At 67.3% G+C, this 21406-nt stretch carries 19 protein-coding genes; 8 read left to right on the top strand and 11 right to left on the bottom strand.

The features are described 5' to 3' along the window. Nucleotides 1-49: 49 nt before the first annotated feature. On the top strand, nucleotides 50-1681 hold the full coding sequence (locus H0264_RS25580; protein WP_181585830.1) for an ABC-F family ATP-binding cassette domain-containing protein: 1632 nt from the start codon (nucleotides 50-52) through the stop codon (nucleotides 1679-1681). 82 nt (nucleotides 1682-1763) lie between these two features. Beyond that, the gene (locus H0264_RS25575) at nucleotides 1764-2012 is read left to right on the top strand and encodes a helix-turn-helix domain-containing protein (RefSeq protein ID WP_181579897.1); all 249 of its coding nucleotides are present in this window, start codon (nucleotides 1764-1766) and stop codon (nucleotides 2010-2012) included. A gap of 159 nt (nucleotides 2013-2171) precedes the next feature. Here H0264_RS25575 and H0264_RS25570 read toward each other — a convergent pair whose 3' ends face one another. From H0264_RS25570 to H0264_RS25550, 5 genes are all read right to left on the bottom strand, one after another. Beyond that, entirely contained in the window at nucleotides 2172-3131 is a 960-nt protein-coding gene (locus tag H0264_RS25570; protein WP_181579896.1) for an MvdC/MvdD family ATP grasp protein, read from the bottom strand. A gap of 11 nt (nucleotides 3132-3142) precedes the next feature. Then, nucleotides 3143-3604 carry a hypothetical protein gene (locus H0264_RS25565; protein WP_181579895.1) on the bottom strand — a complete coding sequence of 154 codons (462 nt, stop codon included), beginning with the start codon at nucleotides 3602-3604 and terminating at the stop codon, nucleotides 3143-3145. Between the two features lie 172 nt (nucleotides 3605-3776). Then, nucleotides 3777-4193, bottom strand: a complete 417-nt coding sequence (locus tag H0264_RS25560) for an acyl-CoA thioesterase (protein ID WP_181579894.1) — start codon at nucleotides 4191-4193, stop codon at nucleotides 3777-3779. A gap of 161 nt (nucleotides 4194-4354) precedes the next feature. After that, a complete protein-coding gene (locus tag H0264_RS25555; protein WP_181579893.1) occupies nucleotides 4355-5365 on the bottom strand; it encodes an alpha/beta hydrolase in 1011 nt (336 codons plus the stop codon). 78 nt (nucleotides 5366-5443) lie between these two features. Continuing rightward, on the bottom strand, nucleotides 5444-5941 hold the full coding sequence (locus H0264_RS25550; RefSeq protein WP_181579892.1) for a cupin domain-containing protein: 498 nt from the start codon (nucleotides 5939-5941) through the stop codon (nucleotides 5444-5446). 71 nt (nucleotides 5942-6012) lie between these two features. Here H0264_RS25550 and H0264_RS25545 point away from each other — a divergent pair, with 71 nt between their 5' ends. Then, on the top strand, nucleotides 6013-6537 hold the full coding sequence (locus H0264_RS25545) for a MarR family winged helix-turn-helix transcriptional regulator (protein WP_181579891.1): 525 nt from the start codon (nucleotides 6013-6015) through the stop codon (nucleotides 6535-6537). On the opposite strand, the gene H0264_RS25540 is transcribed toward H0264_RS25545, so the two are convergent. From H0264_RS25540 to acnA, 4 genes are all read right to left on the bottom strand, one after another. Next, nucleotides 6534-8132, bottom strand: a complete 1599-nt coding sequence (locus H0264_RS25540) for an alkaline phosphatase D family protein (protein WP_181579890.1) — start codon at nucleotides 8130-8132, stop codon at nucleotides 6534-6536. The two genes, H0264_RS25545 and H0264_RS25540, sit on opposite strands and share 4 nt — an antisense overlap. Before the next feature lie 27 nt (nucleotides 8133-8159). Further along, nucleotides 8160-8780, bottom strand: a complete 621-nt coding sequence (locus H0264_RS25535; RefSeq protein ID WP_181579889.1) for a CPBP family intramembrane glutamic endopeptidase — start codon at nucleotides 8778-8780, stop codon at nucleotides 8160-8162. Between the two features lie 15 nt (nucleotides 8781-8795). Further along, complete coding sequence (locus H0264_RS25530) at nucleotides 8796-9362, bottom strand: TetR/AcrR family transcriptional regulator (protein ID WP_181579888.1); 567 nt, start codon at nucleotides 9360-9362, stop codon at nucleotides 8796-8798. Between the two features lie 182 nt (nucleotides 9363-9544). After that, on the bottom strand, nucleotides 9545-12337 hold the full coding sequence (acnA, locus tag H0264_RS25525; RefSeq protein WP_181579887.1) for an aconitate hydratase AcnA: 2793 nt from the start codon (nucleotides 12335-12337) through the stop codon (nucleotides 9545-9547). Nucleotides 12338-12541: 204 nt separating this feature from the next. Here acnA and H0264_RS25520 point away from each other — a divergent pair, with 204 nt between their 5' ends. The 3 genes from H0264_RS25520 (at nucleotide 12542) to H0264_RS25510 (ending at nucleotide 15694) form a co-directional block, all read left to right on the top strand. Then, nucleotides 12542-13093: an Rv1476 family membrane protein gene (locus tag H0264_RS25520; protein ID WP_181579886.1), complete on the top strand. Its 552-nt coding sequence runs from the start codon at nucleotides 12542-12544 to the stop codon at nucleotides 13091-13093. Between the two features lie 205 nt (nucleotides 13094-13298). Then, nucleotides 13299-14669, top strand: coding sequence for an NlpC/P60 family protein (locus H0264_RS25515; protein ID WP_338040093.1), 1371 nt, complete (start codon nucleotides 13299-13301; stop codon nucleotides 14667-14669). Nucleotides 14670-14761: 92 nt separating this feature from the next. Beyond that, entirely contained in the window at nucleotides 14762-15694 is a 933-nt protein-coding gene (locus H0264_RS25510; protein ID WP_181579884.1) for an EamA family transporter, read from the top strand. A 62-nt stretch (nucleotides 15695-15756) separates the two neighbouring features. Here the strand turns inward: H0264_RS25510 and H0264_RS25505 are convergent, their stop codons facing one another. Further along, nucleotides 15757-16224, bottom strand: a complete 468-nt coding sequence (locus H0264_RS25505) for a VOC family protein (RefSeq protein ID WP_181579883.1) — start codon at nucleotides 16222-16224, stop codon at nucleotides 15757-15759. A 111-nt stretch (nucleotides 16225-16335) separates the two neighbouring features. Here H0264_RS25505 and H0264_RS25500 point away from each other — a divergent pair, with 111 nt between their 5' ends. Both H0264_RS25500 and H0264_RS25495 read left to right on the top strand, forming a co-directional pair. Continuing rightward, nucleotides 16336-17334, top strand: a complete 999-nt coding sequence (locus H0264_RS25500; protein ID WP_181579882.1) for a helix-turn-helix transcriptional regulator — start codon at nucleotides 16336-16338, stop codon at nucleotides 17332-17334. 81 nt (nucleotides 17335-17415) lie between these two features. Further along, nucleotides 17416-18024: a TetR/AcrR family transcriptional regulator gene (locus H0264_RS25495; protein ID WP_181579881.1), complete on the top strand. Its 609-nt coding sequence runs from the start codon at nucleotides 17416-17418 to the stop codon at nucleotides 18022-18024. 4 nt (nucleotides 18025-18028) lie between these two features. Here the strand turns inward: H0264_RS25495 and H0264_RS39225 are convergent, their stop codons facing one another. Then, nucleotides 18029-21259, bottom strand: coding sequence for an aldehyde dehydrogenase family protein (locus tag H0264_RS39225; RefSeq protein WP_181579880.1), 3231 nt, complete (start codon nucleotides 21257-21259; stop codon nucleotides 18029-18031). Between the last annotated feature and the right edge of the window lie 147 nt (nucleotides 21260-21406).

Below are 21406 nucleotides of genomic sequence, written 5' to 3'. Positions count from 1 at the left end.
AATCTATCGGTTGACCATCGGTACCCACTGCTGCAATGAGGAGACGCTTGTGATCACCGCGACCGACCTGGAGGTCCGGGCCGGAGTCCGCACCCTGCTGACGGCGCCCGGGTCGGCGCTGCGTGTGCAGGCCGGTGATCGGATCGGGCTGGTCGGGCGCAACGGTGCGGGGAAGACCACGACGTTGCGGATTCTTGCCGGTGAGGGAGAACCTTACGCGGGCAAGGTCATCCGGTCGGGGGAATTGGGGTATTTGCCGCAGGATCCGCGGGAAGGCAACCTCGATGTGCTCGGGCGGGACCGGGTGCTGTCGGCGCGCGGGCTGGACAAGCTGCTGCGCGACATGGAGAAGCAGCAGGCCATCATGGCCGAGGTCGCCGATGATGCCGAGCGGGAGAAAGCCGTTCGCGCGTATGGGCGGCTGGAGGATCGGTTCTCGGCGCTGGGCGGGTATGTGGCCGAGAGTGAGGCCGCGCGGATCTGCAACAGCCTCGGGCTGCCCGATCGGGTGCTGGGGCAGCAGCTGCGCACGCTTTCGGGTGGTCAGCGTCGTCGAATCGAGTTGGCGCGCATCCTTTTCGCCGCCTCCGACGGCAGCGGCGGCAAGTCCGACACCACGCTGCTGCTCGACGAGCCGACCAACCACCTCGACGCCGACTCCATCAACTGGCTGCGCGGCTTCCTGCAGAACCACGAGGGCGGGCTCATCGTCATCTCCCACGATGTGGAACTGCTCGGCGATGTGGTGAACAAGGTGTGGTTCCTCGACGCCGTGCGCGGCGAGGCCGACATCTACAACATGGGCTGGAAGAAGTACCTCGACGCGCGCGCCACCGACGAGCAGCGCCGCCGCCGCGAACGCGCCAATGCCGAGAAGAAGGCGTCGGCGCTCAAGCAGCAGGCCGCCAAGCTCGGCGCGAAGGCCACCAAAGCCGTTGCCGCACAGAACATGATGAAGCGCGCCGAGCGCATGCTGGCCGAGGCCGACGACATCCGCGTGGCCGACAAGGTGGCGCGCATCAAGTTCCCCGAGCCCGCGGCCTGCGGCAAGACGCCGCTCATGGCCAAGAACCTCACCAAGATGTACGGCTCGCTGGAGATCTTCGCGGGCGTGGATCTGGCCATCGATCGCGGCAGCCGCGTCGTGGTGCTCGGCCTCAACGGCGCGGGCAAGACCACGCTGCTGCGTCTGCTCGCCGGCGTCGAACAGCTCTCCGCGGGCGCCATCGAACCCGGACATGGTTTGAAGGTGGGCTATTTCGCGCAGGAGCACGACACGCTCGACGATCAGGCGACGGTGTGGGAGAACATCCGGCACGCGGCTCCCGATGCGGGAGAACAGGATCTGCGCGGACTGCTCGGTGCGTTCATGTTCTCCGGCCCGCAGCTGGAACAGCCCGCCGGCACCCTCTCCGGCGGTGAGAAGACCCGTCTCGCGTTGGCCGGTCTGGTCTCCTCCGCCGCGAATGTCCTTCTGCTGGACGAACCTACGAACAACCTCGACCCCGTCTCCCGTGAACAGGTGCTCGACGCGCTGCGCAGTTACGCGGGCGCGGTGGTACTCGTGACCCACGATCCCGGTGCGGCCGAGGCCCTCAACCCCGAGCGCGTCATCATGCTTCCGGACGGCACCGAGGACCACTGGTCGCAGGAATACCTGGAGCTGATCCAACTCGCGTGATGCTAATCACAATGATTCATTGATCACATGCCTCCGAGTGTTTAGCCTGGAATGAGGCGCCCACGGCGACTCGGAGGAAGTCATGAGTGACAGACCCGCACAGGGTAAAGCCGTATTGGGGAAGGGCACGCGCGTCACCGGAAAGTCGCGAGACCGCCTGCAATCCCAGCTCAAGAAGCAGTACGAGGCCGGAGCCAGCATCCGGTCTTTGGCCCGGGAGACCGGGAGATCGTATGGATTCATCCACAACGTGCTGGTGGAGTCGCATGTGCAACTCCGCAGCCGGGGTGGTGCGAACCGGCGAAAGTCGGCGAAAGCCGCTGCCAAGTAGCGTTTTCCGCACTCACAGCACGCGCAGGGATTGGTGCCCCCGAACCCCCAGGGGTTGCTCGGGTTCCGGGGCTACACCCTGCAACCGTGGAGTGGCGGAAGACGTTATGCGGCAGGCATGGCGAAAGCTGCTGGACAATCGGGGGTTTCGCGCGCCCGCCTAGCGGGTGACGGTGCCGTCGCCGAGTACGAGCAGGTTGGCCAGGCTCTCGAAAATCGGCAGGCCCGTTTTGATTTCGAGGTAGGCGAACTGGCCCTGCGGGTTCACTTCCAGGAACCAGAACTCGCCGTCCAGGCCCACGCGCAGGTCGATCACGCCGAAAGCCAGTCCCAGCGCGCCCATCAGCGTGGTCAGCGACTTGCTGACCGAGGCGGGCAGGCGGTCCGCGGTGAACGCGACCGAGGTGTCCAGGCGTGAATCCACCCGTCCCACACCGGCTTGCGAGTCGATGCGCACCACCCACTCGATGCCGTCCACCCACACCACCCGCAGATCGCATTCGGCGTGGATGTAGTCCTGAAACGTGGTGGGGGAGTTGCGGATCGTCGGCATGCGCCCGCGATCGGCCGCCGTCACCACGCGGGTCTCGGTGAAGGCGCCGCGCCCGGTGCCGGTGCGCTTGTAGATGACCGGGCCGGGCCGGGAGTCGATGAAGGCGTGCGCCTCCTCGGCATCGTTGGTGATGAGCGTTTCCGGGACGGCGAAACCGGCGCGATAGGCCGTTTCCAATTGCACGATCTTGCGATTCGCGGTGCGGTCGGCGCCGGGATCGTTCACCCACAGCGCGGGCATGGACCACAGCAGGCCCTGCAGGAAGCCATCGCATTCGGCGCGCCGATAGGCGTCGTCCTCGGCGTGCAGGCTGCTGGGCACGTCGCAGGGCTGCGGTCTGCGCCACCACACCGAGGTGACGTCGTCGAGGCCGAGCACATGGGACAGGCTGCGGCTGGTGCCTTCGCGGGCGAGGCGGAAAGTGCCGTTCTCCCGCGGAAAGTCGCGCATGTCGAGCCGAATCGCGCTGAGCGCGTACAGCTTGCGCAGCGTGACAGCGAGAGCGTCGCCGTGCAGGTCGTCGGCCTCGGTGACGATGAGCACCGAACCCGTTGTGCGGGAGTTCATCCGCGAATCCGTCAGTCCAGGCTGTCGCAGGCCGCGCCGTCGTCGCTGCCATTGTGCGAGCGGGTCTGACAGCACGTCATGGTGGCGCCGCCGACGCCGGGCCGGGTGGTGAGTTCCAGCGTGCGCGCCCAGATTTCGGTGAGCCGCTGCAGTTCGTCGTCACCGCGGGCGGGGGTGTGGTCCTGCGGGAGGGTCAGGGGGCGATCGACGAGTTCGACACGCCTGCGCTGGGTGAAATCGGCGACCGTGCCACTGCGCACTCGCACCAGCACCGGCCGCTCCTCGCAGATACCTTGCGCCGCCGCAGATTCCCAGTCGGTGAGGGAGAGGACGTCGGCCCGGCGGAAGGTCCAGGTGCCGTCGGCGACGCGCACGCTGATATGCCGGTCGGTGGCGGCCACGAGATAGCCGGATAGCGGTGGCGCGGTGGAACCCACGGTCGCGGACGCGGAGGGATGGAGGGCGCCGGTCATTGCTGAACTCCGATCTGCTCGGGATTTGCTGCGGGGCCGAGCGTGATCTGAATCATATCCCCTGGCGCTACGTGTTCGGCTCGCATCGAAAGATTTCAGCCGTCCCGGCAAACGCTGCCGGGACGGCGTAATACGCTACGGCCGAAAGTTTTTCGCTCCGTTACCGGATCGGTTACAGACCGAGCACCTCGGGAGACTCGGCGAGGGCGAGGAAGCGCTCGCGCGGATCGGAAACGAGCTTGCGGGCCTTCAGATCCATGACGCCGGCGACCACTGTCACCTGCGCAGATACGGTGCCGTCCAGTTTGACGATCTCCTGGTGCATGGTGAACACCTTCCGGCCCGTCCACTCGAACGTGCAGCTCACCGTTACTTCGTCACCGAGATGCAACTCGCGGAAGTACTTGATGTTGGACTCCAGCACCACCGGGCCGATGCCGGAGGCGATCATCTTCTCGCCCGGGACGCCGGCCGCGCGCATGAGCTCCCAGCGGGCGTGCTCGGCGTACTGGTGGTAGACGGCCTGGTTCAGGTGGCCGTTTATATCGAGCTCGTAGCCGCGGACGGTGATCGGGACAGAGAAAACCATGTCTGCGCCAACCATTCCCTACCGGCCGGTATTCCGATATTCACCGTGGTCTCCGGCACATTCGGCGATTGCTTGGCTATTGCCGCCGGGGGCATTCACGCGCATATTGCGCAAGGTTGGCGCACCGGCGGCGCATGCCCCCTGAACAGGCGCCGAGCCGTTCAGCGCGCGGCGGAACGTGCCAGGATCGCGCGGTTGAACGCACCCATGTCGCGGATGGCCAGCCGTGCGTCGGGCAGCAGATCCGACCCGGCCTGGAAGACGTGCAGTGCCCGATCCCACAGCTGCAACCGGCAGGGGATCCCGGCGTCGGCGCAGCGCTGCGCGAGCTCCTCGGAATCGGGCCGCAGGCTCTCGGTCGAGCCGACTTGAATGAGGGCGGGCGGCAGCCCGTGGAAGTCGTGATTCACCGCCGACCAGGCCGGATCCACCATGCCGTCCACGGCGATACCCCACTCGACGAATACCCGCCAGATATGGCCGGGCAGCGCCTGATCCAGCGACGCGTTGGGATGCTTCTCCTTGGCGGTGTTGTCCATATTCGACCAGGGCGCGATGACCGAGAGTCCGCCGGGCATCGGCAGGCCGAGGTCGCGCGCGTGCAGGGCGAGCAGGAAGGCCAGACCGCCGCCCGCCGAATCACCGGAAACGATGATGCGGTGGGCGGGGATGCCGCGATCCAGCAGATGCCGGTAGGCGGCCACGGCATCCTCGATCGTGTCGGTGAGATGCGCGGGCATCATCCGGTAGTCCACATTGAAGACCGGAATCCCGCTCGCTCGAGCGATTTTCGCGACGAGACGCCGATGCGAGTTGAGTCCGCCCGCGGCGTAGACACCGCCGTGAAAGTAGAGGATCGCCGAATCCGGCGCGCCGAGTGGACTCGCGATGTCCTCGGGCCACACCCATTCGGCGCGGAAGTCCTTGAACTTCACCAGCTTTCGCCGGGTGCCGCGCGGCGGCAGCAGAATCGCGGCGGGAGCATCGGTGAAACTGCTGACCGCGAACACATTTCGCGACCGGAACGGCAATCTCATGGCCGCCGTCGCGAGCGCGCCGAGCACCGGCGCGACCGTGGGCCGCAGGGCCGCGTACAGGATCCGGGTCATGACGCTGGATCCCGCCAGTTCGATGGTGAGGGTGGAATCGGCGCTGGTTGGGGGAGTGCTCATCGGTCCTCATTCGCCATATCGCATTCTGTCTCAGACAATATAGGCAGTGTGGCGATGGCCTGACCAGTGTCGAATCCCTCAGCGGCGGTTCGCCGTCCGCTCCTGCCACCACTGCGGGGCGTCCACGAAGTGATTATCGAACTCCTCCTGGGAGGCCGCGAGATCGGCGAGCGTGGCCTCGCCCCGGCCGATGCGATCCAGCAGCCGGAAGTATTCGAACCGCTCCACGCCCGGCATGAGCGCGATCATGATGCGCGCCGAGCTGTCCGGAGTCGCGCCGAACGCGTGCGGCATGAGCTTCGGGACGATGATCGATCCACCCGCGCCCACGGTGACGATCCGATCCCCGGCCAGCACCTGCAATTCGCCCTCGGCGACGTAGAACAGCTCGTCGGACTTGGTGTGGAAGTGTGGCGCGGCGCCGTCCGCACCCTGCTTCATGCTCACCTCGAGGGTGCTGGCCGCACCGCCCGCCTCATTCGAATCGATGAGCAGCCGGACGGTGACGGCGTCGGTGCCCAGGGTCTCGGCCTCGTGCGGCTGGCGGATGGCGACGGGCCGGGAAGGGGTGTTCATGATGGGCTCCGAACTGTTTGTTGCTTGATAATTCGCTACCGAACTATAAGCCATCGAATAAGATGCTGTCCATGGGTGAGACGAACACGGACGCGGTGGACGCCATCGCCGCACAGTGGCGCCGGGAACGACCGGATCTGGACCTGGAGGCCATGGCCATCATCGGCCGGCTGGGACGGCTGTCGATGGTGGCGGGCAAGCGCATCGAAGCGGTGTTTGCCGCCCACGGACTACAGCGCGGCGAGTTCGATGTGCTTGCCTCACTTCGTCGTTCGGGCGAGCCGTACGAGCTGAACCCCTCGGTCATGGCCGATACGCTCATGCTCTCGCGCGCCGGCATGACCGGGCGGCTGGACCGGCTCGAATCGGCGGGACTGGTGCGCCGGGTCGCGGACGCGGGGGACCGGCGGGCGGTGAAGGTCGGTCTCACCGATCGCGGGTTGCAGCTGATCGACGTGGTGGTCACCGAGCACACCGAGAATGAGACCCAGCTGCTCTCCGCGCTGTCCGCCCAGGACCGCAAGCAGCTGGACCGGCTGGTGCGCGTGCTGCTGACCGACCTGGAGGGCGGCGGGAAATCTTTGAGCGGCGTCTAGGCTTTCGTGAGATCGAGCTCGGTGACCTGGATCAGGCCGCGCTCCGGCAGCGCCGTCTCCAGCCGGAAACGGCATGCGCGCCCGTCGAAATCGAGGGTCGCGATGGAGTTGCCGAAGTGCGGCCCGCTCACGCGATGCCAGCCGACCGGATCGGGTGCGATACCGCGTCTGTCGGCCAGCCGGCGCAACGCCGAGGCCAGGGGCGTGGACCAGGCCGCCTTGAACAACAGCCGGAACACCTTGGGCGGATCATTGTGCACGGGTGAGCACACCAGCTGCAGGACACGGGATGTCGTGGGCCGCGCGTACGTCGCACGGGCGGCGTAACTGTGGTGCACATCGCCGGACAGCACGCACACGGTGGCCGGTGCGGACGGTCCGGTGGCGACACGGTGGATCAGCTGCGCGAGCCGCTCGAAGGATGCGCGGAAGGCCGGCCAGTGCTCCAGATCGGCGCGCTGCCTGAGCCTTTCACCCATTCGCCCGCGCCATCCGGGCAGGGACGCGGCCCGCTCGTTGAGCGACTGCAGGTGGCTGACCGCGTGCGGCATGAGCCACGGGAGTGAGGAGCCGATCAGCAGATGATCGCACTCGCCGGCGGCGTTCTCCTCGATCCAGTCGAATTCGTGCCGGCCGACCATGAGACGCTCGCCGTCCAGAATCCGGCCACTGCGAGTGTCGATGACCAGCAAGCGAATTCGGCCGAAATCGCGGCGATAGCTCCAGCGCGTGGGTTTGCGCCCATCGACTTCGTGATCGGCCTGCTCGGCGAAGTCTTCCAGGAGATCCTGGACGTCGCGCTCGGCCTTGACGACCTCCCGGTACAGCGAATTGCGTTCCAGCTCGGCCGGATCCAGGTTCCCGAGATGCTGGTACACCCAGTACGAGGCGAGCCCGGCCCGAATTCGGCTGCGCCACCACGGCTTCCGCGCCATCTGTGCCCGCCAGGTGCGCGAGGTGTTCCAGTCGTCGCGCACATCGTGGTCGTCGAAGATCATGGAGGTCGGCACGGTCGACATGAGCCAGCGGATCTCCGGATCCGACCAGGATTCGTGATACAGCTCCGCGTACTCCCGGAACGACACCACCTCGTCCTCGGGCTCCTCGCCGGATCGTCGCTGCGCCAGCCATTCTCGTAGGTGCGGTGTCGGCTGATCCGCGTACACCTGATCGCCGAGCAGTAGTAGCGAATCCGGCCATTCACCCTCGGGCAGCTTGCTCATGCGCAGCGCGTAGGCGTCCAATGCGTCGGGCCCGACCCGGTCGGCCTCCAGCACGCCGGGCGTGGCCTTGGCCGCCCGGCACGATCCGAAGATGAGCCGCTGCACGCCCTGGGTGCGTATCCGGCAGGGCGGAAACTCCGATTCGGCGTCCGGCCACACTTTTTCGCCGTCGAGTCGCACCTCGTAGGGGATCGACGCCCCCGTTTCCAGCCCGTCGACCACGACCAGCGCGAAGTGCAGTTCCCCCACCTGGAAGGTGCGGGCCCGGCAGCCGAGCACCTCCACTTCGCAGGAGGTGTCGGTCTCCACCCAGACCGTCGCCGATGTCGCGTCCACATGCCGCAACACCGGCCCGAGTACCAGTATCGCCATACCGTTCGACGGTACGTGACCGGACGGTCAGCCGAGGGCGACCCCGAGAATGGGCAGGTTCGACAGGGCGTGCGCTTCGATACACAGCACGAGATTGCGCCGCCACCAATAGATTCCGGCGAACAGCGCCGCCCCGGCCGCGGTCATGGTGAGCGCGGTCGCCCAGCCGGATCCCGGAATGTGGCTGCCGGTGAAGACCACGAACGAGGCGAGCGCGGCGAGCCAGGGCCGGCCGGTGAGCTCGATGACGCGTTCCATGAGCAGCCCACGGAAGAACAGTTCTTCGACGACCGCCGCGTTGACGATGAGGTGGATCGCCGCAATCACACTGAGCGAGTCGATGATCGACGAGGTCTGCGTATCGCCGCCACCGCCGACGAGCGAATACAGCAGGATGCCGGTGATCAGCGCGGCCGCGGTGATCGGTACGACCACCGCGACGTCACGCCGCTGCGGGATCCGAAGGCCGAGCGAGGACAGCGGCCGTCGCTCGACGAAGAGCACGAAAGACAGCAGTAGCATCGCCGCGGCCCAGCGCACCACGAGAATGATGTCGAAATCCGAGCCGGACGGATCCTCGAGCCAGATCGAGGCGAAGGTCGGAAGGAGCCAGAGCAGGACTCCGGCCCCCAGCGCGAATAGGGCCATACCCGATTGTCGCGCTCAATCCTTGCGCCGCACCGAGGCTTCCACCAGGTCCAGCACCGCTTCGAGATTGTCATTGGCATGCCCGGAGGCGATGCGGGCGATGAGGCCGTCGAGGATGAGGTCGAGGTATCCGAGCAGGACCTCGGTGGGGACGTCGTCACGCAGCGCGCCCGCGGCCTTGCGGCGTTCCAGGCGGGCCACCGTGGCGGCGGTGAGTTCGACGGAGCGTTCTTCCCAGTTGGCGCGGAATTCGGGATCGTTGCGCAGGCGGCGGGCGATCTCGAGACGGGTTCCGAGCCAGTCGAAGTCCTCGGGGTGCGCGAGCATGTCGCGCATGACCTGGATCAGACCCTGGTTGGCCGCGACTTCGGCCATGCGGCCCGCGTCTTCCTGGGCGAGAGCCAGGAACAGCGCGTCCTTGTCGCGGAAGTGGTGGAAGATCGCGCCCCGCGAGAGGCCGGTCGCCTCTTCCAGACGACGCACTGTCGCGCCCTCGTAGCCGAATTCGGCGAAGCACCGGCGGGCTCCGTCCAGAATCTGGCTGCGCCGGGCGGCGAGGTGGTCGTCACTGACCTTGGGCACTGGGCTCCTCCGAAACGTGTTGTGCGGGATCCACGTATCGATCCTGGGATGGATACGTGGATCCCGCACGAGCGACGAGCGAAGCGATCCGGGCGGATCGCGTGGCGGGCACCGGCGAAAACCGATGCCCACCACCACGACTCGGTGTGAAACAGCCCTTCACATCCGAGTGGTGACAGTTCTTAGCCGCGGATCATGTTGCGCAGCACGAACTGCAGGATGCCACCGTTGCGGTAGTAGTCGGCCTCACCGGGCGTGTCGATGCGGACGACCGCGTCGAACTCGACCTTCTCGCCGTTCTCCTTGGTGGCGGTCACCTTCAGAGTCTTCGGAGTCACACCCTCGTTCAGCTTGGTGATGCCCTCGATGTCGAAGACCTCGGTGCCGTCCAGGCCCAGCGACGCGGCGGACTCGCCGGCCGGGAACTGCAGCGGCACAACGCCCATGCCGATGAGGTTGGAGCGGTGGATGCGCTCGAACGACTCGACGATGACGGCTTTGACGCCCAGCAGGCTGGTGCCCTTGGCGGCCCAGTCACGCGAGGAACCCGAGCCGTACTCCTTGCCGCCCAGCACGACCAGCGGGATGCCCGCGGCCTGGTAGTTCTGCGAGGCGTCGTAGATGAACGCCTGCGGGCCACCGTCCTGGGTGAAGTCGCGGGTGTAACCACCGGAGACGTCATCGAGGAGCTGGTTGCGCAGCCGGATGTTGGCGAAGGTGCCGCGGATCATGACCTCGTGGTTACCGCGACGCGAGCCCAGGGAGTTGTAGTCCTTGCGCTCGACGCCGTGCGAGTCGAGGTACTGCGCGGCCGGGGTGCCCGGCTTGATCGGACCGGCCGGGGAGATGTGGTCGGTGGTGACCGAGTCGCCCAGCAGCGCCAGCACGCGAGCGCCCTTGATGTCCTGAACCGGAGCCGGCTCCATCTGCATGCCGTCGAAGTACGGCGCCTTGCGGACGTAGGTCGAGTTCTTGTCCCACGCGAAGGTGTCGCCCTCGGGGGTGTTCAGACCCTGCCAACGCTGGTCGCCGTCGAAGACGGTGGCGTAGGACTTGGTGAACATGTCGCGCGAGATGGCCGACTTGATGGTGTCGTCGATCTCCTGCGCGGACGGCCAGATGTCCTTCAGGAAGACGTCGTTGCCGTCCTTGTCCTGACCCAGGGCGTCGGTCTCGAAGTCGAAGTCCATGGTGCCCGCGAGCGCGTACGCGATGACCAGCGGCGGGGAGGCCAGGTAGTTCATCTTCACGTCGGGGGAGATACGACCCTCGAAGTTGCGGTTACCCGACAGCACGGCGGTGACCGAGAGGTCGTTGTCGTTGATCGCCTTGGAGATCTCCTCCGGCAGCGGACCGGTGTTGCCGATGCAGGTGGTGCAGCCGAAGCCACCCACGTAGAAGCCGAGCTTCTCGAGGTACGGCCACAGGCCGGCCTTCTCGTAGTAGTCGGCGACGACCTGCGAGCCCGGGGCCATGTTGGTCTTCACCCACGGCTTGGAGGACAGGCCCTTCTCGACCGCGTTGCGGGCCAGCAGGGCCGCGCCCAGCATGACCGACGGGTTGGAGGTGTTGGTGCAGGAGGTGATGCCCGCGACCACGACGGCGCCGTGATCGAGCACGAAGTCACCGCGCTCCGGGTCGGAGACCTTGACCGGCTTGGACGGACGGCCGTTGCTGCCGTTGGCGGCGGTCGGGATGGCCGCGGAATCGTCGGCGAAGTCCAGTTCGGCCGGATCGCTGGCCGGGAAGGACTCGGCGATGGCCTCGTCCAGCTGGGTGTGCGGGGCCGGGTCGCTGGTGTAGCTGGTGATGTCCTTGCGGAAGGCGCTCTTGCTCTCCGACAGCAGGATTCGGTCCTGCGGGCGCTTCGGGCCGGCGATGGACGGCACCACGGTGCCCAGGTCCAGCTCCAGGTACTCCGAGTACTGCGGCTCGTTGTCGGCGTTGTGCCACAGGCCCTGCTCCTTGGCGTACGCCTCGACGAGCGCGAGCTGCTCGTCGCTGCGGCCGGTGAGGCGCAGGTAGTTGATGGTCTCCTCGTCGATCGGGAAGATCGCCGCGGTGGAACCGAATTCGGGCGACATGTTGCCCAGGGTGGCGCGGTTGGCCAGCGGAACCTCGGCCACACCCTTGCCGTAGAACTCGACGAACTTGCCGACCACACCGTGCTTGCGCAGCATGTCGGTGACGGTGAGCACCACGTCGGTGGCGGTGACGCCGGGCTTGATCTCACCGGTCAGCTTGAAGCCGACGACGCGCGGGATCAGCATGGAGACCGGCTGGCCCAGCATGGCGGCCTCGGCCTCGATGCCGCCGACGCCCCAGCCCAGCACGCCCAGGCCGTTGACCATGGTGGTGTGCGAGTCGGTGCCGACACAGGTGTCGGGGTAGGCCTGGCCGTTGCGGACCATGACGGTGGGGGCCAGGTATTCGATGTTGACCTGGTGGACGATGCCGACGCCCGGCGGGACGACCTTGAAGTCGTCGAAGGCGCCCTGGCCCCAGCGCAGGAACTGGTAGCGCTCGCCGTTGCGCTCGTACTCGAGGTCGACGTTGCGCTCGAGGGCGTCGGCGCGGCCGAAGACGTCGAGGATGACCGAGTGGTCGATGACCATGTCGGCGGGGGAGAGCGGGTTGACCTTGTTCGGGTCGCCGCCGAGGGTGGTGACGGCCTCACGCATGGTGGCGAGGTCGACGATGCAGGGCACGCCGGTGAAGTCCTGCATGATCACGCGGGCGGGCGTGAACTGGATTTCGGTGTCCGGCTGGGCGTTCGGGTCCCAGTTGGCCAGGGCGCGGATCTGGTCGGCGGTGATGTTCGCGCCGTCCTCGGTGCGAAGCAGGTTCTCCGCCAGCACCTTCAGGGCGTAGGGCAGCTTCTCGGTGCCGGGCACGGCCGACAGGCGGAAGATCTCGTAGGAGTTCTCGCCGACCTGCAGGGTGCCCTTGGCGCCGAAAGTATCGATACTCGTCACTGTTCAGCTCCACTCGTCTGTGAATGGGATGGCCACCGGCGGGGCTGTGCCGGTGACTCGTCGAGGCGCGAGGCCTCGTCCGTTTTCCAACCCTAACAGTACGCTTGTCCTGTGAGCGCATCGGGAGGGGTCTGAACGCGTTCTGCGACACGAACCGCGCGCCGTGGTGAGGTGATGTGACAAGCAGTCCCGTACTCTGCGTTCGTGACCGTCTCGCACACCTCGGTATTCACGCCCCTGGCGACGGAGCTACCGCCGAACACCGACCTGAAGGCAATCATCGCCGATCTGGCCTCGGATGGTGTCGCCGCCCCCAAGGGGCGCGATCAGGAGAAGCTGGCCGCGATCGTCGCCGATGCCCGCGAGCACGGCATCGACCTGAATCTCGTGGTGATCCAGGGCAATCCGGGTATCGAGGCCAATCTGCGCGATGTGGCCAACGAGGTGTTCAAGGTCGAGGGCGGCACGGTCGCGGTCTTCAGCGACGACTGGATCGGCACCGCGAGCGATCAGTTCACCCGCGCCAAGCTGGAGTGGGCCGAGGATCCGGCGAAGTACCGCAACCCCGATCACACCACCGAGGCGGTGCAGATCTTCGTCGATCGGCTCGAGCAGCCGGAGGGTCTGTCCTGGACGGCCATCACGCTGGTGTTGCTGGCCGGATTGGTCGCGGTGATCGCCGGGCTCTACCTGGTGAAGTCGCGGCGGGCGGCCGCCGCGCCGGCTCCCGAGCGTCCGCGCACTCCCGTCGCCTGAGCGCGCTGCCGCGAGTAGCGGTAGCGCCCCGCGCTTGTCCTGCAAATACTCGGCAACGTCTGAATTGATGTCGGGTCATTCTGGCGTGGCACCCTCAACCTTTCCTTGAAGTGTCGTACGGTTTCGCAAGGCACAGCTGGGGAAGATGCGGGGAGGTGCGATGCGACAACCGGCGAAACGACGCGGACGGTCGGTTCGAATCGCTGTGGAGTTGCTCGTCACGCTGAGCGTGCTGGCGCTCGGCATGACCACCGGCCACGCGGCACCCCCGCCTCCCAATCCGAGTGACAGCGAAATCGCCGACGCCGGTGCGCAAGTCGACGCCACCGTCGGTGAGGTCGGCGCCCTCATCAACCAGGTGGCCGCCGCCGAACAGCAGCTCCGTCAACTCGACGACGCCGTCGCCACCCGCCGCGAACTCGTCAACAAGGCCCTCGTCGATCTGCAGAACGCCCGCGCCGCCGCCGACGCCGCGGCCGCCGCAGTCATCCAGTGCGGCCGCGATCTCGACGCCTCCGGTGTCCAGGTTGCCCAGGCGCACAAGGAATTCAACGAGTACGCCGCCCAGGCGTACATGCGCCCCGCCTCCACCTCCCTGCTCACCTACCTGGCCGCCCCCGACGCCGACACCGCCCTGTCCCGCGCCCAATGGCTGACCATCGCCTCCAAGAACCAGAAGGACGTGGTCGACGCCCTCCGCCGCGCCCAGATCGACCAGGCCAACCGCACCTCCGCCGCCAAGGCCGCCCAGCAGGCCGCCGATGCCGCCGCTGCCGACGCCGAACACAAGAAAACCGAGGCCCAGAACGCCGTCGCCGCTGCCCAAGCCGAATTCGACCAGCAGAACACCGTCCGCGTATCCCTTGTCTCACAACGAGATTCGGCCCAGCAACGGCTGGACGCCGCCCGCGCCACGGTAGCCGGCCTGCAGGGCCAGCGCGACGCCTACGAAGCCTGGGACGCCCAGCGCCGAGCCGACGAAGCCGCTGCTCGCGCCGCCGCCGTGGACGCCGCCTCCCGAGTCTCCACCGACCGCGCCTCCAACGACCGAGCCGCCGAAGCCGCCCTCACCCACTACCCCCACACCGACCTCAGCAACTCCGGCCGCGCCCCCCGCTACGGCCAGCAACCCAACCGCGCCAACGGTTCCCGCTCCGAACTGATCGAAATAGTGGTAGACCGAGCCATGTCCCAACTCGGCGTCGACTACGCCTGGGGCGGTGGCGACGAGGACGGCGCCACCCTCGGCATCCGCGACGGCGGCGTAGCCGACAGCTACGGCGACTACGGCAAAGTAGGCTTCGACTGCTCCGGCCTGATGATCTACGCCTTCGCCGGAATAGGCGTCTCCCTCCCGCACTACAGCGGCTACCAATACACCATGGGCACCCGAGTCCCCGTCTCCGAACGAGAACGCGGCGACATGCTCTTCTGGGGCGGCGGCGGCTCCCAACACGTAGCCCTCTACGTAGGCGGCGGCAAAATGGTCGAAGCCCCCCAATCCGGCGACGTAGTCCGAGTCTCCTCGGTCCGAGAAGACGGCATCATGCCCTACGCAGTCCGCATAGTCTCCTGAGTTCTCGGCTTCAGCGGTTGCGAGGCGACAATCCCCTCGATGTCACACCCCGTGAGACGATCTGATCGTCGAATTATCCGGGGGGACAATATATGTCGATTACGCGACTGCCGGTCGCGCGCGTGCTCGCCCCACGCGCGGCCTTATGTCTGGCTTTGCTCGTCGCGCTGCTGTTCGCTCTAGTGGGCCCGCTGATCGCAGCTCTGCAAGCGGCCGGTTGGTCGACCGGAGGCATCGCGCTGGCACGGACCGGTGGTGCTGCGCTGGTGCTCCTGGTCGCGAGCACGATCGCCGATCGCGGCCGCCCGCGGATCCGTCGGCACCACATCCTCGACGTCGTTGCCTATGGAGTCGGGGCCGTGGCGGTGGCTCAGGTCGGGCTGATACTTGCTCTGCAGACGCTGGAGATCGGTGTCGCCGTCGCGATCCAATTCCTTGCCTGCGCGGTGGTTGTCGCCTGGGAATGGGTGCGACACCGGCGTCGTCCGGCGGCGACGACGATCGGCGGACTGATCTTGGCGGTGGGCGGAACCATTATGGTGGTCAACCCCTTTCATGGTGATCCCATCCACTGGACCGGAATCGGCTGGGCCGTCGCTTCGATGCTCGGTGTGGTCGTGTTCTTCGCTGCGCCCGCAACGCCGAACCGGCCGAGCGCTTTGACCTTGGGAGCGTGGGGCATGGTCGTGGGCGCGGTGATCGTCGCAGGATTCGTCCGAGCGGGAGTCCTGCCGGCCCGGTTCAGCAACGATCCCGGCGAGATCGCTGGACACGAAATCTCCTCTCTCGCAATCCTCGTCGTTCTCGTTGTGGCGTCATCGGTTGCGCCCCACCTACTCACGATGATGGTGATCACGCGGCTCGGTGCCACCAGCACGTCTCTGATCCTGCTCACCGAAGTTCTCTTCGCCGGGCTTCTCGCATGGGGGCTCCGGGGGCAACCACTCACGCTCCTGGCAGCCATTGGGGGCCTCGGTATCTGCGGAGGAATCGCCATTGCGCAGATCGGCGATGTCCGGGCGTGAAGGCGGGCCGGAGCGCAGACGCACGGGTAGGGGGCGGCGCGCCGACCCGCGGGTGACGTGACTCAGGCGGGGGTGTGTTCGGTTGCTACGTCGAGGATCCAGGTGATGCCGAAGCGGTCGGTGAGCATTCCGAAGGCGGGTGCCCACTGGGTTGGGCCGTAGGGCTCGATGATTGTTGCGCCCGCTGCGAGGCGTTCCCAGCGGGCGGCGACTTCCTCGACGGTGTCGCCTCGGACGGAGAGGAAGAAGCGGTCTGTGGTGATGGTGGTGCCGTGCTCGCGGCGGGTGGTGGGGGCCGGGCTGGTTGCCGGGGCCTCGGGGCCGGGGACGTCGTAGGCCATGATGCGGAAGCCGTTGTCGGCGGTGACCTGGCCGAAGACGACCTTGGTGGCGTCGGGGGATTCGGCGGGCATGCCGAAGTCGGCGTAGGTGATGGCGGTGGTGTGGCCGCCGAAGACGGATCGGTAGAACTCCAGGGCTGCGCGGGCTTGGCCGTGGAAGTTGAGGTGGGCGACGGTGTCGAGCGACATGGTGGTTCGTCCTTCGGGGTGATGTCGTGTCGGCGGAATTCCGGCGACGAGAGCCACCATGTCAGGGGTAGCGGTCAGGGATTGTCCGGTACTGGTGGCAATCTGGCGGGTATGCCGATTGCTTCCTCGACGGTGACCTCCCGGCGGCTGCTTGCCTTGCTGTCGTTGCTGCAGGTGCGGCGGGACTGGCCGGGTGGGGTGCTCGCTCGGCGGCTGGAGGTCAGTGAGCGCACGGTGCGGCGGGACATTGATCGGCTGCGTGAGCTGGGGTATCCGGTTCGGGCGGTCAAGGGGCCCGACGGGGGTTATCGGTTGGAGGCGGGGAGCGAGCTGCCGCCGTTGCTGTTCGATGATGAGCAGGCGGTGGCGCTGGTGGTGGCATTGCGTGGCGTGACGGCCATGGGTGCGGGCATGGAAGAGGCCGCGGAGCGGGCGCTGGCGACTGTGCGTCAGGTATTGCCTGCACGCTTGCGGCAGCGCGTCGACGCGGTCGAGATCACCGCGGTCGCGCCCGGGGCCGCTCCGCGGGTCGACACCCGTGTTCTGTTGGCGCTGAGTGAGGCGGTCCGTTCCCAGGAGGAAGTGCGGTTCGATTACTCGCCGGAGACGGGGCAGGCTCAGGACCGCTCCGGGCAGCCGCGGTGCGTGCAGCCGCACCATCTGGTGGTCCGGAACGGACGCTGGTATCTCATCGGATGGGTTGCCGAGCACGGGGATTGGCGGGTTTACCGCACCGATCGGATGACCCTTCGAATCCCGAACGGGCCGCGTTTCGCGGCTCGTGAACTGCCGGGTGGCGACATCGCCGCATTTCTTTCCGCGCGGTTCAAAGGCTCTGACAGCGGGGATGTTTGGCCTTGCAGCGGGGAGGCGATCCTCGATCTCCCCGTGCAACGGGTGGCCCCCTTCGTCGGTGACGGCATCGCCGAGCCGTGCGGCCCCACCCGGACCAGAGTCCTGATCGGTTCGTGGTCTTGGGCGGCACTGGCCGCGACGCTGGCTCGTTTCGACACCGAGATCGAGGTCATCGGCCCTCCGCAGTTGCACGCTGCCTTCACCGATTTGGCCGCCCGCGCGGGTCGCGCCGCCCGGACGGCCTCAGTCACCTGAAGCGGGTGCGACGCGGCAGCCGGTGTGAAAGATCGCATGAGACAATGTCGTCCGGATGTTTCGGATGATTGGGGGACCGGCGTGGCGAGTCCTGTTCGTCGGCAGTTGCGCAGCAGCGCGAGCCCGGAGCAGCAGGAGCGGGACATTCTCGATGCGGCCGCGGCGGAGTTCGCGGAAGTCGGTGTGCGGCGGGCGAATGTGGACGAGGTGGCGCGGCGGGCGGGGGTGAGCCGGAGCACACTGTATCGGCGATTCCGGAGCAAGGAGGAGTTGCTGCTGGGGGTGGCGCGTGAGGTGTTCGCGGAGGTGGGGCAGCGGCTGGCGGGGGTGACGCGGGGGCACGGGCCGCAGGCGGCGGTGGTGGAGGCGTTCGCGGAGGCGTCGCGGCAGTTCACCGAGAATCCGCTGCTGCGACGGTGGTTCACGACCGAGGTCGAAATACTGGGCACGCTGGTGGATTTGGCGGCGGGAGGCGATCGGCGGCTGTTCGACGAGGCGGTGGCCCTGATCGCGGGGACGCTGCGGCATGCGGGGTCGACCATGGAGCAGGACGAGCTGGAACTGGCGTCGGAGGTGCTGGTGCGGGTGGCCGGCTCGCTGGTGCAGTTGCCTTCTTCGCGGGTCGACATCATGGATCCGGAATCCGCCCGGCAGTTCGCCGAACGGTATCTGGCGCCGCTGGTCCGGTAGTGGTTCAGCCCAGCCGGCGCGCGGCCAGTCCGCGCCCGTAGCGGGTCAGGAGCATGGCGCTGAGCCGTACCGCGCGTTCGAGATTCCCGGTGTAGCCGGGGGACAGCAGGGTCGCGGTCATGGCCTGGACCGGTGTGCGCGCGATGGTGCGCTGATGGGAGAAGGTGAGGTATCCGGCGTGGCCGTGATAGTTGCCGATCCCGCTGCGGCCGACCCCGCCGAAGGGCACATTGAATGCCAGATTGGGCATGAGATCGCCGATGTTCACCGAGCCGCTGCGGGTTCCGTTCACCACGCGGTCGAAGCGCTCGCCGCGCGGACCGTACCAGTAGAGCGTCAAGGGCGGATCGTGTGCCGTGATATGCGAAATCGGCTGTGTCAGATCGTCGTAGCAGTGCACGGTCAGCACCGGCCCGAACACCTCCTCGCTGTCCACCGCCATCGTGCCGGTGACGCCGGTGAGCAGGGTGGGTGCGATCTTGCGGGTCAGCGGATCCGGCAGCTTCTCGCCCGCGGGCACTACCTCGCGGGCGACCGCGCCCTTGCCGACCGCGTCCTCGATCAAGCCGAGCACGCGAATGTAGTTGGCGTAGTTGATGATCGAGGTGTACTCCGGATTGTCCACGACACCGGCGGCGAGATCCGCCCGCCAGGTGCCGAGCACTTCGTCGATGAAGGCGTCCGCGGATTCCTCGGGCACGAACACGTAATCCGGTGAGAGGCAGATCTGCCCGCTGTGTCCCAGCCGGGACCGGGCGACAGCCCGAGCGGCGGCGCGCGGGTCCGCGGACCGGTCGACCACCACCGGATTCTTTCCGCCCAACTCCAGGGTGACCGGCACCAGATTGACGGCCGCATCCGCCGCGACCGACGCGCCGACCTCCGGTGAGCCGGTGAAGAACAGGCTGTCGAACGGGAGCTTCGAGAAATCGGCGCCCCGACCGTGCCGGGGTGAGATGACGGCCAGCTCCTCCACCGGAAAGTACCGTGGCGCAATGCGTGTCAGCACCCCGGTGACCCGGGCGGTGACCGAGGACGGCCGGATCATCACCCGATTGCCCGCCGCCAGCGCGTCCACCGCGGGCGACATGGTGAGCATGACGGGAAAGTTCCACGGCCCGATCACGCCCACCACGCCGCGCGGATCGGTGCGCACTTCCTGCACCATCCCCGGCAGCCGGGACAGGGCGGTGGGGTGCGGGCGCATCCAGCGGGACAGCTGGGTTTTCGCGTAAACAGCTTGGGCGACACAGAATCCCACCTCGCCCGCGACCGTCCACACCCGCGGGCGGGAGCCGTAGTCCTCCTGCAGGGCGTCGGCGATCTCGTCGACATTCTCGGCGAGCATGGCCGCGAGGCGATCCAGTCGATCGCGGCGCTGTTCCGCGTCCGGGAGGCCGTCTCGCAGGAAAGCGGCGCGCTGGCGTTCGAGGATCTCCGACAGCGTGAGCGATTCGGCGGATGCGGGTCGAGAAGCATTGTGCGCCGAATTGTCCGGCCGTTGACCGGCGGAGGTGGAGGAGGTCATGGAATTACTCCTGAGTGGGTGCGGTAGAGCCTCGGCGCGGTTGTGCGCCACCGCGCGCAGGGTGTCGAGATCGGTGAGTTTGCGGCGCGGTCGTCCAGCCCGTGCGCCCGCCGAACGTTCCAGAGTGTCGATCCTGCGCCAACCGCGTCCGTCGATCGGGTCCGCGCCGCGACGGGCCGCCAGATCCAGTAGTTCGTCGGGGGATCGCCGGGGGCGGGGGAGCAGGCCGCTGTCGAGATCGGCGAGGACGGCGGCAGCGGTTTCGGCGGCGCAACGACGATTGAGGCCGATGCCGCCGGTCGCGCCGCGTTTGCACCAGCCCACCACGTAGACACCCGGAATCCGGTGCCCGCGTGGATGAGTCAGTACCCGCCCGGCTGCATTGGGCACGCTGCCGAGCGTCGGATCGAACGGCAGGCCGGGCAGCGGGACCCCGCGCTGCCCGATGGCGTACACGACCAGGGTGGCGTCGAGGGTGGTGTGATCATGCGTCGGGATGACGGTCTGGCGGCCGTTGATCGTCGCGTAGTCATTGCGCACCACGCCGATTCCCGTGACGGAGTGCTCGCCGTGCAGGGCGTGCGGTGCTGTCAGGAAGCGGAAGACCAGCCGCTTGTTCCCGGATGTCGGTGCCCGGGCGGCGGCTTCGCGTGCCACCCGCAGTCTCGTCGTGATCGTGCTGTCGAGCGTCCCCGCTGCTTCGGCAGCGCGTGCCGCCTCGTCGAGGAGGAGCTCCACAGGGTCGATGACCACATCCACCCCGGGCAGTGCGCCGACTCCGAGGAACTCGCCGATAGTGAAGGCGGCCTGCGTAATCCCGCGTCGGCCGAGGATCACCACCTCTTCGATCCGGCTGTCCCGCAGTGCCTGGAGGGCGTGATCGGCGATATCGGTGGCGGCTAGATTCTCGGGTTCGGTGAGCAGGACGCGGGCCACATCCAGTGCCACATTGCCATTGCCCACGATCACCGCTCGCGGTCCGGACAGCGCCGGTGTCAGGCCCGCCTGCGCCGGATGGCCGTTGTACCAGCCCGCGAAATCACTCGCGGACAGTGACCCGGGCAAGTCCTCACCGGGGATCCCCGGTCGTCGGGCGGCGGGCGCACCGACGGCGTACACGACGGCGTCGTAGCAACGCCGCAGCTCGGTATGCGAAATATGCTCGCCCACAGTGATATTCAGCAGATAGCGGAAGTTCGAGCGGCCGGCGACCGCTGCGAACACCGCCTCGAACCGTCTGGTCGCGCCATGATCGGGAGCCACCCCGGTCCGCACGAGGCCGTACGGCGTCGGCAGGCGGTCGAACATATCGATCCGCACCCCAGTATGTTTCAGCAGTTCGGCCGCGACATAGAAGGCGGACGGTCCGGCGCCCACCAGGGCAACCCGGTAGCGCGCGCGGGCGGGCAGAACGGGAGCCTGCGCCGGCGCGGACAGGCCGTGTGACACATCGTGATCGCGGTAGTGGTCGGCATTGATGCGCAGGTAGCCCGCCGACCGTGCGTCCAGCTCGTGATCGGGAACGATTGCGCCGACCGGACATTCGGGTAGGCACAAACCACAGTCGATGCAACTGCCGGGATCGATGTAGAGCATCTCCGCGGTGGCGAACCGCTGTTCCTCCGGCGTCGGGTGGATGCAGTTCACCGGGCACACGCTGACGCAACTCGCGTCGCCGCAACAGGATTGGGTGATCACGAACGTCATCGGTGGCGAACCTTCCGCGACCGGGCATTGGATGGACCGGATCATTCTGTTGCCCATCCCGCACACCCGCTTGTACCATAGAAACAAATTTGTCCCGACGTATCAAGGCTTTTCGGGACGTGCCCTTCGCGGTCGACGACGACCGGG

It is taken from the genome of Nocardia huaxiensis (genome assembly GCF_013744875.1).
Lineage (GTDB): Bacteria > Actinomycetota > Actinomycetes > Mycobacteriales > Mycobacteriaceae > Nocardia > Nocardia huaxiensis.
The sequence above is the reverse complement of the archived record's forward strand: the minus strand, read 5'-3'. Positions and strand labels throughout refer to the sequence as shown.